Origin of the sequence: Kyrpidia spormannii (assembly GCF_002804065.1) — a bacterium.
Lineage (GTDB): Bacteria > Bacillota > Bacilli > Kyrpidiales > Kyrpidiaceae > Kyrpidia > Kyrpidia spormannii.
Map to the genome: position 1 here is coordinate 364,290 of NZ_CP024955.1, position 13,109 is coordinate 377,398.

The 13,109-nt window shown below is 61.4% G+C and carries 7 protein-coding genes and 1 rRNA gene; 5 read left to right on the plus strand and 3 right to left on the minus strand.

Features of this window, described 5'->3' with window-relative positions; genetic code table 11:
* Nucleotides 1–4 precede the first annotated feature (4 nt).
* Nucleotides 5–3,580 carry a DEAD/DEAH box helicase gene (locus CVV65_RS01935; protein ID WP_100666715.1) on the minus strand — a complete coding sequence of 1,192 codons (3,576 nt, stop codon included), beginning with the start codon at nucleotides 3,578–3,580 and terminating at the stop codon, nucleotides 5–7.
* 81 nt (nucleotides 3,581–3,661) lie between these two features.
* Nucleotides 3,662–5,011 carry a CoA-disulfide reductase gene (locus CVV65_RS01940; protein ID WP_100666716.1) on the minus strand — a complete coding sequence of 450 codons (1,350 nt, stop codon included), beginning with the start codon at nucleotides 5,009–5,011 and terminating at the stop codon, nucleotides 3,662–3,664.
* A gap of 240 nt (nucleotides 5,012–5,251) precedes the next feature.
* On the opposite strand from CVV65_RS01940, the gene CVV65_RS01945 reads away from it, so the two are divergent.
* Nucleotides 5,252–7,027, plus strand: coding sequence for a phospho-sugar mutase (locus tag CVV65_RS01945; RefSeq protein WP_232796682.1), 1,776 nt, complete (start codon nucleotides 5,252–5,254; stop codon nucleotides 7,025–7,027).
* 82 nt (nucleotides 7,028–7,109) lie between these two features.
* On the opposite strand, the gene CVV65_RS01950 is transcribed toward CVV65_RS01945, so the two are convergent.
* The gene (locus CVV65_RS01950; protein WP_100666717.1) at nucleotides 7,110–7,841 is read right to left on the minus strand and encodes a PucR family transcriptional regulator; all 732 of its coding nucleotides are present in this window, start codon (nucleotides 7,839–7,841) and stop codon (nucleotides 7,110–7,112) included.
* Here CVV65_RS01950 and fdhA point away from each other — a divergent pair.
* The 4 genes from fdhA (at nucleotide 7,833) to CVV65_RS01970 (ending at nucleotide 13,057) form a co-directional block, all read left to right on the plus strand.
* A complete protein-coding gene (gene fdhA / locus CVV65_RS01955; protein WP_232796683.1) occupies nucleotides 7,833–8,873 on the plus strand; it encodes a formaldehyde dehydrogenase, glutathione-independent in 1,041 nt (346 codons plus the stop codon). The genes CVV65_RS01950 and fdhA overlap by 9 nt on opposite strands.
* A 31-nt stretch (nucleotides 8,874–8,904) precedes the next feature.
* On the plus strand, nucleotides 8,905–9,687 hold the full coding sequence (locus CVV65_RS01960) for an MIP/aquaporin family protein (RefSeq protein ID WP_100666718.1): 783 nt from the start codon (nucleotides 8,905–8,907) through the stop codon (nucleotides 9,685–9,687).
* Between the two features lie 411 nt (nucleotides 9,688–10,098).
* Nucleotides 10,099–10,899, plus strand: a complete 801-nt coding sequence (locus tag CVV65_RS01965; RefSeq protein WP_100666719.1) for an SDR family NAD(P)-dependent oxidoreductase — start codon at nucleotides 10,099–10,101, stop codon at nucleotides 10,897–10,899.
* A 610-nt stretch (nucleotides 10,900–11,509) separates the two neighbouring features.
* A 16S ribosomal RNA gene (locus CVV65_RS01970) occupies nucleotides 11,510–13,057 on the plus strand.
* Nucleotides 13,058–13,109 lie beyond the last annotated feature (52 nt).

Here is a 13,109-nt window from a genome sequence, read left to right on the forward strand (position 1 = left end):
AGGTTCAGCGCACGGCTTCGGCGTCGGCTTCGGTCAGGGACAACAGCGCCCGGACGTCCTCTTCCGTCAGGCGGAATGCGGACGGGTCTTTTTCACTCTCGATGACCCGGTCGAACAACGCCTGTTTTTTCATCTGCAGGGCGTACATCCGCTCCTCAATTGTTCCTTTGGCGATCACCCGGAGCACGAGGACGGGATTTTTCTGCCCGATCCGATGGGCCCGGCCGATGGCCTGGGCGTCCACCGCCGGATTCCACCACAGGTCATACAGAATCACCGTGTCCGCTCCGGTGAGGTTCAGTCCCGTCCCCCCGGCCCTCAGGGAAATGAGGAACACGCCCCGTTCACCGGCGTTGAATGCGTCGGCCATGGCCAAACGATCTTTAGGTGGGGTGCGGCCGTCGAGATAAAAGGCCTCGATTCCTTCCTCGGCCAAGCGCCTGCGAATGCGCTCCAGCATCTGGGTGAACTGGGAGAAGACCAAGGCTCGGCGGCCTGCCGCCTGGTACTCCCGCAGCAACTCCAGAAGGGCTTCCAGTTTGGCGGAGCTTCCCTCGTACTCCGGCACCACCAGGGCCGGGTCGGCGCAGACCTGGCGAAGCCGAGTGATCAGGGCGAGGATGGCGATGCGATTCTCCGTCAATCCGCCTTTTTGCATCAGCTGCTGGGCCCTGAGTTGGGCGTCGTTCAAGAATGCCAGGTAGGCCGCCTTCTGTTTGTCGTCGAGCTCCACCCAGTGGATCATCTCCGTGCGCTCCGGGAGGTCTCTGAGGACATCTTGTTTTGTCCGCCGCAGAATAAAAGGGCGGACGCGACGCCGCGCTTGTTCCGGCGAGAGATCTTTGAACCGCTGAAGGGGCGGGAAAAGCCCGGGCATCAAGGTGTGGATGATCGACCAGAGATCGTCCAGGGCATTTTCGATGGGCGTCCCGGTCAGGGCGAACCGCTTCGGGGCCTGGATCTGTTGGACCGCCCGGAAAATCTGGGTGGTGTGGTTTTTGACAGTCTGGGCCTCGTCCAAAATCAAATGTTCAAAGGGAATTTCCGCATATTGGGCGATGTCTTGCCGGAGCAACGGGTACGAGGTGACGGCGATGTCCCCGGCCTGTAGATTTTGCAGTTTCTGGTTCCGGCTCTCGGGTGGCCCGTCCGCCACAATGACCCGCAGGGAGGGGGCGAAACGGCGAAACTCGGCCTCCCAGTTATAAATCAGCGAAGCCGGCACCACGAGGAGGGACGGCCGATCGGTGGGCGCCGTCTCCCGCTCGGACAGCAAAAAGGCAATGGTTTGCACCGTTTTTCCCAGGCCCATTTCGTCGGCGAGAATACCCCCCAGGGAATAGTGGGCGAGCGTTTTCATCCAGCGAAAACCGGTGAGTTGATAGGGGCGGAGAGCGGTGCGAAGGCCCGTTGGCGGGGCGATTTCCAAGGCTTCCGGGTCACTGAGGGACTCCACCAAAGTTCGGACGGCCGCGCTGTACCGGGCTACACCCCGGGTGTCGTCGGCGTCTACGAGGAGCGCCGTCTTGTATAGCGGCACGCGAAACCCTCGAGCATCCCGGCCTTTCCGGGATGAGGATCGCGCGTCTCCAAGGACCGTTTGGAGCACCGATCGGGCCCGGCGGAAGGATTCATCTTCCAGGGAGAGAAAGGCACCCGACTCCAGGCGCACGTAGCGCATCCCCCGAAGCAGAGCTTGCCGAATCTGTTCGACCTCCGCCGGGTCGACCCCATGTACGTCGAAACGCACGGTCAGCCAGCCCCCGGCCGGGTCGAGATCAAAGCGAATCTCTGGTTGTGGCTGAACGTCGGTGACGTAGGCGGAGGCGCCATCGGACAGGTAGAGACTGACGTGGTCCAGGGCCGTCAAGGCGGGAACCGTTTCGTGAAAAAACCGATAAAGCGTTTCGTCGTCTTTCGGGACGGACAGTTTCGCTTGTCCCCCGGGACCCGGTTTGACGGTTACAGGGCCTCTGTTCAGGATCGAAATGACCTGCATTTCCCGATCCATGTCTCGAATGTAAAACTTATCCATAGACGGCGAGACGGCACGGTCGGCGTCCTTGCTGGGAGATTCCGGCGCAGATCCGGCCACCGGGCGAAACACCGCATCCTCGTAATGAAAAGAGACGTCCAGGGAAAGGGCGTCGGGCCCCTCGTCAATGAGGACCTCGGTGCGCAGGGGGAATTTTGCAATCTGTTTCGATAAAGACGGTTGGACCTGAATTTTGCCGATCGTCTCCAAAGCCGGAACGGTCAGGGACAGGGCGGTGCCCACCAGATCCCGGGGGATGGAAAGATGAGTCTGTGGGCGCTCGTACGGGCGAAGGAACCCCCCGGGTCTCGTTTCAGAACGGAGTGCCAGCATGAAGCTGGAGACCAGATTGTCCTCCTGTTCGGACAGGCGATACAAAGTTCCGTCTACCACCAGCCACCGGTAAGTTGCCAAGTACTCAGCCCGGGCCAAGGGGGCGAGATCCAACCGAACGCCCCCTTCCGTCGTTTTGTCGCCCGGGAGAAGGCGGAATTCGAGCCCCGCCTTCGGCAGTGGATCCTCGGCGACATAAATGGGCGCCGGGGCGGCGGTGCCGTGGGTCAGGAAGATCTGCCGGCCGCGCAGTTCGTCAAGGAGTGCGTCTGCTGCCGCAGGCGGAAGTGCCAAACGGCGATCCCCGTACTTGCGATCGTAAGAGTAATAGCCGTTCACCGAGCGATAAAAACTTTCTTCGGCCATCACTTGGCCGAGTACCCGCAGGATCGACAAATCCTCGGGGGCGACGTGGTGCAACTCCGGCTGATACGAGAACCTCGGAGTCAGGGGGTGGGGGGCGCCGATCTGAACATCCCGGATAAAATCCCGGATATTCTTGACCACAAAGGTACGGTCCACCCCGGCTTTCAGCTCAAGGCTCACGTGGCCTTCGTAAACGAGAACATAATCGATGGTCAGGCGGGATGTCGCCCGAGGCTCCGGGGAGGGGAGCGGCCCGGCCGATGTCCCGCCCGGTTGGTGTTCCGATTCCAACAGGTCCCCCAATCTTCGGATGAGGTGGGCGACGGCGACCCGGACCTTCTGCGATTCCTTTTCCCGGGCCTTGCTGTCGCGGACGGTCTGGCCTGTGCTGGCGCCGGATGCCAAGTTGTCACCTTGCTCGGGCCGTTGATCCACCGCCCTTCGGCTCCCATTCCCGAAGTTTGGACTCTCTTGCACAAACGCACCGGAGCGGTCGTCTCCAGGGCGCTTGCCGCCCGGCTCAATCTCCCGCTGTACAAAGCCACACTCAATCAAATGCAGCAGGGCTGCGGCGATGTGTTTGCACACGCCCATTCGTCTGAAAGCCGGGCAAGAACACCACAGGAGTTCCAGGGTGCCCTGGTGTTTCTCGATCACGACCCGGTATTCCTTGCTTCCCAGGACCGAGCATTCCCACTGTTGGCGGCCGCTGACCGCGAGATTCCCTTCGGGCGGACTTGTGATTTGCACGCGTCCTTCGTCCGCATAGCGTTTCCCGCGGTTGTACGTAGCCCGGTCGCCGACCAGGGCTAGAATTTCCCTCGCTGTGGTCGGAAACGGTTGCATGCCTATCCCCTCACCCGGTCGAAGATTCTCATCTTCTCATTGTACACCACCTGGCGAAGGGTTTGGGGGGCGCGGCCGAAATTAAGACCGGCCAGCAACCGTGGAGGCTTGTTGGACCGGATCCCACACGGAGTTGAAAGGCGGGGCGTAGGACAAGTCCAGTTCCTGCAGTTGGTCGATGGTGAGGCCGGCGTACAAGGCGGTAGCGATGACGTCGATCCGCTTGTCTACCCCGTGTTTCCCCACGATTTGCGCCCCGAGCAACTTTCGATTCTCCTTGTGATAGAGCAGCTTGAGGTGAAGCCGCTCCCCGTTCGGGTAGTAACCGGCGTGGTCCCGGGAGCGAATCGACACCACTTCGTACGGAATGTTGAGCTGTTTCGCTTCGCGCTCCGACAGCCCGGTTCTGCCCATGGCCACATTCAACACCTTCATGATCGCCGACCCCACGACTCCGGCAAAATGCGCTTCTCCGCCGCCCATATTGGTCCCGGCGATGCGCCCTTGCTTGTTGGCCGTCGTCCCCAGGGGGATGTAATCCTCGGTCCCCTTTACTCGATGATAGTGAACGGCGCAGTCGCCGGCGGCGTAAATGTTCGACCGGTTGGTCCGCATCTGGTCGTCGACGCGGATCGCCCCTTTGACTCCCAACTCAATTCCTGCGTCCTTGGCGAGCTCGCTGTTCGGAAGGATTCCGATGGCCACGAGCACGAGGTCCGCCGGGTAAAAGCCCGTCTTCGTCTCCACCCCGGTCACCCGGCCGTTCTCTCCCCGCAGGGCCACCACCTCTTCGTTCAGCGCCACGCGGATGCCATTCTGCTCCAATTCCTGTTGAGCCAATTGCGCCAACTCGGGATCAAAGGTTCCGGCCACTTGGGGCGCCAAGTCTAACACCGCCACTTCTTTCTTTAAATGATGAAACGCCTCGGCCATCTCCAGGCCAATGTATCCTCCGCCCACGATGACCACCCTGGCGACATTTTTCTTTTGTACCCAACCCTGAATACGGAGGGCGTCGTCCATATCTTTGAGGGGGAAGACTCCTTCCAGGTCCCGCCCTTCCCACTGCGGGAAAATGGCGTGTCCACCCGTGGCGATGAGGAGGGTATCGTAGGAGAAGCCCTCCTCGCTTCCCTCGGCCAGATTTTTGACGATCACCGCGTTTTCTTCGGGGAGAATCTTCGTGACCTCGTGGCGGATGAAAACCTCGATGCGGTACTTGTCCCGAAACTCCTCGGGGGTGCGGGCGATTAAATTCTTGGCCTCGGACACCACGCCCCCGATGAGATACGGTAAGCCGCACTGGGCGTAGGAGAGGGTCGATCCCTTTTCAAAAGCGAGGATTTCCGCGTCCGCTTGCAGGCGGCGGATCTGGGACGCGGCGCTCATCCCCGCCGCGTCGCCGCCGATGATGACGAAGCGTTTTCCCATTGTGTCAGCCCCTTTCGCTCCTTTTTATACTACCCGAGGTATGGCGGGACACACAACGGGGGATGAGGGGCCGGCCCGCCCACTCGTTTTCGGAAGGCTTTTAGCAGTGGAGCCCGGTCAACCGACGGATGGAGTCCGCGGCGATGCCCTGCCCGTCCGGTTCGGCTACACAGAGTGAGAGATTTTCCGGTATAGTTAAAATGACATGATCGGACGAATCGATGGGTGGAGGGGTGCCGGATGGGTGAAAGTGCGGCAGGGGATCGGCTGACCGAGAAACGAAAAGAGCGCTACCGGGTTTGGAGGAAACACTTAATGGCCGACCCGGATCTGGCTGAAGATCTGACGCGGTTGGAGCGCGATCCCGCGGCCTTGGCGGAAGCGTTCGGTGATGACTTGCGGTTTGGAACCGGAGGATTGCGCGGGGTGATGGGGGCGGGGACCAATCGGATGAACCGCTTCACGGTGCGCCTGGCTACGGCGGGGCTTGCGAGGTATCTGAAAGGGCAGGGGACTGCCGACCGCGGAGTGGTGGTGGCTTACGATTCCCGGCGATGGTCGGACGTATTCGCCAAGGAAACGGCGTTAACCCTGGCCGGGGCAGGGATTCCGGTTTATCTGTTTGAAGACATTCGCCCGACCCCGGAGTTGTCCTTTGCGGTGCGGGAGCTTGGGGCGGCGGCGGGGGTGGTGATCACGGCGAGCCACAATCCGCCGGAGTATAACGGGTACAAGGTGTACGGACCGGACGGTTGCCAGGCGGTGCCGTCCCTGGCCGAGGCGATTGTCCGGGAGATCGACCAGGTGGAAGATCCTTTTGCGGTGATCACGGCAGATGAACAGGAGGCGGTCCGGGCGGGGCTGCTGCGGCGGCTCGGGTCGGAGATGGACGATCGGTACGTCGCCCGGGTGCGGCAGCTGACCTTGGCCCAAGGCCCGGGGGACGGTGCGGTGGACAAGAGGGGAGCTGGGCGGCCGGGAGTTTTGGCGACGCTGGTCTATACGCCGCTGCACGGGACCGGGGGCAAATTGGTGCCCCGGGTCCTGAAGGAGATGGGCCACTGGGTGGTGTGTGTGGAGGATCAGATGCGCCCGGATCCGGAGTTTCGCACCGTGTCGTCGCCGAACCCTGAGGATCCCGCGGCTTTCGACCGGGCTCTGGAACTGGCCCGGCAGTTGAAAGCGGATGCGGCTTTGGCCACCGACCCCGACTGCGACCGGGTGGGGGTGGCGGTGGCGGACGGCCACGGGGATTACGAATATCTCAACGGCAACCAGGTCGGCGTGCTCTTGTTGGATTATATTTTGGAGCGGAGAAAAGATCTTGGCGCGCTGCCCGACAGGGGCGTGATGATCAAGACCATCGTCACCTCGGAGATGGGGCGGGCGTTGGCGGATGCGTATGGTCTTGAGACCATCGACGTGTTGACGGGGTTCAAATTCATCGGCGAACAGATCGGACTCCTTGAGGGCACCGGAAGGAGCTTTGTCTTCGGATATGAGGAAAGTTGCGGCTACCTCATCGGGGATTTTGTCCGGGATAAAGACGGGGTGCAGGCGTCGGCTCTGGTGGCAGAGATGATCGCGTACCACAAGCGATCGGGTAAGACCCTGCTCAACCGCTTGGAGGAGCTCTATCGCCAGTACGGATACTACCGGGAGCGGTTGGTGTCGGTCAGCATGCCCGGGGCCGAGGGTCAGACCCGGATGACGGGGATGATGAAGGGCTGGCGGGAGGCGCCCCCCCGGGAGGTGGCGGGGCTGGCAGTGATGGAGGTGCAGGACTACCTCGTGAGCCGGGTGCGCCGGGCGGACGGCAGTGAGGGGAAGCTGGAGTTGCCCCGGTCAGATGTGCTGAAGTTCGTGTTGGAAGGGGGGCAGTGGTTCTGTTTACGGCCTTCGGGAACGGAGCCAAAGCTGAAGATCTACTTTGGAGTCCGTGGAAAGGACGAAGCCCAGGCCCGGGAGCTTGTGGATCGGCTGCACCGGGCGGTGATGGAGCGGGTGGAAGGGTAGGTCTGTGGGTGTGAGCGGTCCCTGGGGCAGGGCCACGATTGGGGTATGGGGCGGTGTGAAGGCCAGGGGCCTGTCGGCCCCTTCACTCGGTCATAGCGAGAAGTTCCGCTGCCTGGAGAGCGGTCCAGATCGCCGAAACATCCTCAATGCGCCGGAGCTGGACGCCGAGAATCTGCTCGATCTGGCGGAGTCGGTACATCAACGTGTTGCGATGGATAAAGAGCGCGTCGGCCGTTTGGCTCGTCCCTTGTCCGAGGAACAAGTACATGCGGAGGGTTTCCAATAGATGGCTGTGCTCCGGCAGCAGCAGTGGGCCCAAGGTGTCCTCCACCAGCGTATGTAACGCCTCGGGGCTGAGTTGGGCAAGCACCCGGCTGATTCGCCGGTGAAACAGCGGGGGGATCACCCCTCGAAGTTCACTGCGAGCGGCAAAGCGGAGCAAAAGCTCCGTTTCTTTTAATGTGACGGAAAGATCCGACAACGATGGTGTGCTGGAAACGACAATCAGAAGCCCGAGGTCGGGGCGGTAGTTTCGCCAGGATTCGTACAAGGCTTTGCCTTGTCTTGACCAGTTGTCGGGGTCTCTGGACACGAAAATTCCCGTGAGTCCATTGGGCCGATACGCGAGAAAATCAAATTTAGTTCGATATCCCCAGATGTGGGCCAACATGAATTTGCGCAAGACGTCCATGTGTTGGAAAGGGGCGCGATGGTCTTTTAAGTCCATCGATACCAGGACGAAAGGCCCGGTATCGAAAAGGCCGCACAATTGCAGGAGTTGCTGAACCTCCTGGGTTAACCCCGATTGAAGCAACCGCTGGGGAGGACCACCGCCCCTCCGGGGTTGGTGCTGGGGCACGAGATCACCGGCGAAGTCATCGAAGTCGGGAGGGATGTGGAGTTCGTCAAGAAGGGAGATTTGGTTTCCGTTCCCTTCAATATTGCGTGTGGCCGTTGTCGGAATTGTAAGGAAGGCAATACACATATCTGTCTCAATGTGAACCCCGATCGCCCGGGTTCTGCTTACGGGTATGTCGACATGGGCGGGTGGGTCGGCGGTCAGGCCGAGTATGTAATGGTGCCCTATGCAGATTTTCAGGTGTTGAAATTTCCGGATAAGGACCAGGCCATGGAAAAAATCCTGGACCTCACAATGCTCTCGGACATTTTTCCCACGGGATTTCACGGAGCGGTGAGTGCCGGGGTGAAACCGGGGTCGACTGTGTACGTGGCCGGGGCCGGACCTGTAGGACTGGCGGCCGCCCACTCTGCCCAGTTGCTGGGGGCGGCGGTGGTCATCGTGGGTGACCTGAACGCCGAGCGGTTGGCCCAGGCCCGAAGCTTTGGATGTGAAACGGTGGATCTCACCAAACATGACAGCCTTCCGGAGCAACTCGAGCAGATTCTTGGAGTGCCAGAGGTAGACTGCGCGGTGGACTGCGTAGGTTTCGAGGCCCACGGTCACGGACCGGAGCACCGGGAGGCGCCGGCGACGGTTCTTAACTCATTAATGGAAGTCACCCGGGCCGGCGGGCGGATGGGAATCCCCGGCCTGTACGTGACCGGCGACCCTGGCGCGGTGGACGAGGATGCCAAACAGGGAACGCTCAAGTTGCGCATCGGCCTCGGATGGGCAAAGGCGATCAGCTTTGTGACAGGGCAGACGCCGGTGATGAGGTACCACCGGCAGTTGATGATGGCGATTTTGAACGAGAAGGCCCATATCGCCAAGGCGGTCAACGCCACGGTGATTTCACTGGATGAGGCTCCCCAGGGATATAAAGATTTTGACCGGGGTGTGGCCCGGAAGTTTGTGATCGATCCCCACGGCCTGATCCGGCGCTGAGAGCGGCGGGCCGAAATGCGGGGGAGAGTCGATGGACCGGGCACCTTCGTTATGGAGCCGAAGCCTGGCCGAGGGGATCGGGACGGCGTTGTTGGTGTTGATCGGGCCGGGGTGTGCGGCGTTCAACGGTATATTGACGGGGCAGGCGCATCACTCGGCGACCCTGGCCGATGTCGGTGTCATCAGTCTGGCGTTTGGGATCATTGTGGTGGGGATGATTTATGCATTCGGGCATATTTCGGGGTGCCACATCAACCCGGCGGTGACGGTGGGGTTGGCGGTGATCCGGCGGTTTCCCTGGCGGGAGGTTCCGGCCTATGTGGCGGCCCAACTGATCGGCGCGATGGCGGGGGCGCTGGGGGTTGTCGCGATCCTGGGGCCGGCCGGAGCGACGGTGGGCAATCTCGGGGCGACGGTGCTCTCTCCTTCCACAGGGTATGTGCAGGGAATTGTGATTGAGGCGATCGAGGCGTTTGTCCTGATGACGGTGATCATGGGCGCGGCGGTGGACGGCCGCGCGCCCCAAGGGTTTGCAGGGTTGGTTATCGGGTTGACGGTGGCGGGGATTATCATGACCACGGCGGGGCCCACGGGTTCGTCGTTTAATCCGGCCCGTACGTTTGGTCCCTATGTGATGGACAGTTTTTTTGGTGGGCAGGTGCGGTGGGCAGAGTATCCGGTGTATGTGATCGGCCCGATCCTCGGGGCGTCGCTGGCCGCCTGGTTATATAGTGCGGTGGCGGGATTGACGGTGCCCGGCGACGAGTCCGGGGCGGAAGAACAAAAGGCGGCGGCGAAACATGAAACTGCCTGAAGGCGGGCGATGTACGGGTGCCGGGTTGGCACGCCGGACGGCGCGGTTTTCTTAGTGGCGGACATGGGGAAGTGACCGCGTGAGGCGGTGAGGCGGCAATGGGCAGCGGCCCCCTCGGGGTGAGGGGGTTTTTTTTCTGGGGCAGATTCCATTCGCAACTGCCATATGTACCGTCGGTTCAACGTTCCTGTGTTCCGCGTTCGCTCTGTCCGGGGTTTTCAATACCCAATCCCATCCCGTTACGGTGATCCCCATGGGATCCCATCTCGTTTCCGCGGCCGTTGTTGCGGTTTCCTTTTCCGGAGTGTTCGGGATGGGTTGTGCCCGGAAGTTGATCAACGGCCTGGCTCGAATGGAGTATTATGTGAGGTTATACTAAAAGGGTAAAGATTAAAGGGGGTGGATGCAGACATGAGTGTGATGGACGCCTTTCGACTGAATGACCGGGTTGCTCTGGTAACTGGGGGCGGAAGTGGAATCGGACTTGCTTTTGCAAGGGCTATGGCGGAAGCCGGCGCGGATGTGGCGGTGGTGGACTGGAATGAGGAGGCGGCCCGGAAGGCTGCGGAGCAGCTGGCAGGGGAGACTGGGCGGAAAGTGATCGCGCTCCGGGCGGATGTGTCCAAGGAAGAGGACGCCGATCGCATGGTACAAGAGACGGTTCGGCAACTCGGCGGGCTCGATGTGTGTTTTGCCAATGCCGGGATCGGGGATGAAGGCGCACTGGTCACCGAATACAGCAAGGAAGATTGGGACCGGGTGATTGCCGTGAACCTCACCGGCGTGTTTCTCACCGATCGGGCGGCGGCCCGGGTGATGGTCGAGCGCAAACGGGGGAGTATTATTAATACGGCGTCTATCTACGGTCTCGTGGGGGATTTCGGAATGGGAGCCATCGGGTATACAGCCGCGAAGGGCGGTGTGGTGCAGCTCACCCGAACTCTGGCGGTGCAATTGGCTCCGATGGGGATTCGGGTGAACGCGATCGCCCCGGCCTTTATTCGGACGAATCTCGGGGAAGGAAAATTGCGCGAGGATGTTCCGGATCCCGAGCTGCGCAAGGTCCATGAGGAAATCACCCGAAGGACTCCAATTGGCCGATGGGGCAGGCCAGAAGATTTAGCGGGGATAGGGGTGTTCCTCGCCTCGGATGCGTCGGCGTTTTGTACCGGGTACATCTATGCGGTGGATGGTGGCTGGTTGGCAGTGTGAGGGGGATTTAGGAAAGGCTTACTGGGGCCGGTGGCCGTTTTTGTGCGGGGATTCAGGTGATGGAGGACGGCCGGCCGATCGCGGGCCCGGTGGGGCGGCTGGTGAAGCCGGGGGTGTGAGGGGTTCCCGCGGAGGTAGGCATCGGGTCGGGGCCGGCCCAGTCCGGGAAAGCCGGCCGGGAAAGGCTGTGAACGTCTCGCTTCTGATCTTCTCTTCGCCAGGACCCGGGGCGCGGCTTGTCGCCGCCCCGCCACCCCCGGGGGGCGAGGGCCGGCGGGCTCCGGCATTTGGCCGCATGCGCCGGTAAAAAATCGCGCATTCCCGAGCGTGCGGGCGCATGGGGGCGAATGAAGCCGGTTGCCCTGCTGAAATCGGGGATCGCCCGGGTTGTGTCCAGCCCCTCAAAGGGCCTATAATTCTCCTCGCTGCCCCGATGGGCTCACCCCCGGGGCGGCCGGAAAATGTGCGCGGCAGACGTCGCGGGCTTTTCCACGAACTACCGGTTGCATCTTCAGCCGGGATTTGATAAAGTATCTCTTGTCGCCGCTCGAAGCGGCACCTCGATCCTTGAGAATCAAACAGTACGCCACTTTTAGCCCGGATGAATCTTTTCACGGAGAGTTTGATCCTGGCTCAGGACGAACGCTGGCGGCGTGCCTAATACATGCAAGTCGAGCGGGTCGCCCCGGGGCTTGCCCCGGGGAGGCCAGCGGCGGACGGGTGAGTAACGCGTGGGCAACCTGTCCGGCAGACCGGGACAACGCCTGGAAACGGGCGCTAATTCCGGATAGGCGCAAAGGGCGCATGCTTTTTGCGGGAAAGGGGAAACCCGCTGTCGGGTGGGCCCGCGTCGCATTAGCTGGTTGGTGGGGTAACGGCCCACCAAGGCGACGATGCGTAGCCGGCCTGAGAGGGTGGGCGGCCACACTGGGACTGAGACACGGCCCAGACTCCTACGGGAGGCAGCAGTAGGGAATCTTCCGCAATGGGCGAAAGCCTGACGGAGCGACGCCGCGTGAGGGAAGAAGGCCTTCGGGTTGTAAACCTCTGGCTTTGGGGACGAGGGCACCGAGGGGACTCGGTGAGGGACGGTACCCAAGGAGGAAGCCCCGGCAAACTACGTGCCAGCAGCCGCGGTAAGACGTAGGGGGCGAGCGTTGTCCGGAATCACTGGGCGTAAAGGGCGCGCAGGCGGCGATGCACGTCCGAGGTGAAAGGCAGCGGCTCAACCGCTGAGGGGCCTCGGATACGGCATGGCTTGAGGGTCGGAGAGGCAAGGGGAATTCCTGGTGTAGCGGTGAAATGCGTAGAGATCAGGAGGAATACCGGTGGCGAAGGCGCCTTGCTGGACGACACCTGACGCTGAGGCGCGAAAGCGTGGGGAGCGAACAGGATTAGATACCCTGGTAGTCCACGCCGTAAACGATGAGTGCTAGGTGTGGGTGGGGATGCCCATCCGTGCCGAAGGAAACCCAATAAGCACTCCGCCTGGGGAGTACGGCCGCAAGGCTGAAACTCAAAGGAATTGACGGGGGCCCGCACAAGCGGTGGAGCATGTGGTTTAATTCGAAGCAACGCGAAGAACCTTACCAGGGCTTGACATCCCTCTGACACCTTCAGAGATGAGGGGTTTCCTTCGGGGACAGAGGAGACAGGTGGTGCATGGTTGTCGTCAGCTCGTGTCGTGAGATGTTGGGTTAAGTCCCGCAACGAGCGCAACCCTTGCTCTGTGTTGCCAGCACGAGAGGTGGGCACTCACAGGGGACTGCCGGCGAGGAGCCGGAGGAAGGCGGGGATGACGTCAAATCATCATGCCCCATATGTCCTGGGCTACACACGTGCTACAATGGGCGGTACAACGGGGAGCGAAGGGGCGACCTGGAGCGAATCCCTGAAAGCCGTTCGTAGTTCGGATTGCAGGCTGCAACTCGCCTGCATGAAGGCGGAATCGCTAGTAATCGCGGATCAGCATGCCGCGGTGAATCCGTTCCCGGGCCTTGTACACACCGCCCGTCACACCACGAGAGTCGGCAACACCCGAAGTCGGTGAGGCAACCGACCGAGAGGGCGGAGCCAGCCGCCGAAGGTGGGGTCGATGATTGGGGTGAAGTCGTAACAAGGTAGCCGTATCGGAAGGTGCGGCTGGATCACCTCCTTTCTAGGGAGCAAGGCAAAGAGAAGGGGTTGGGGTGCGCGTACTGTTTGATTCT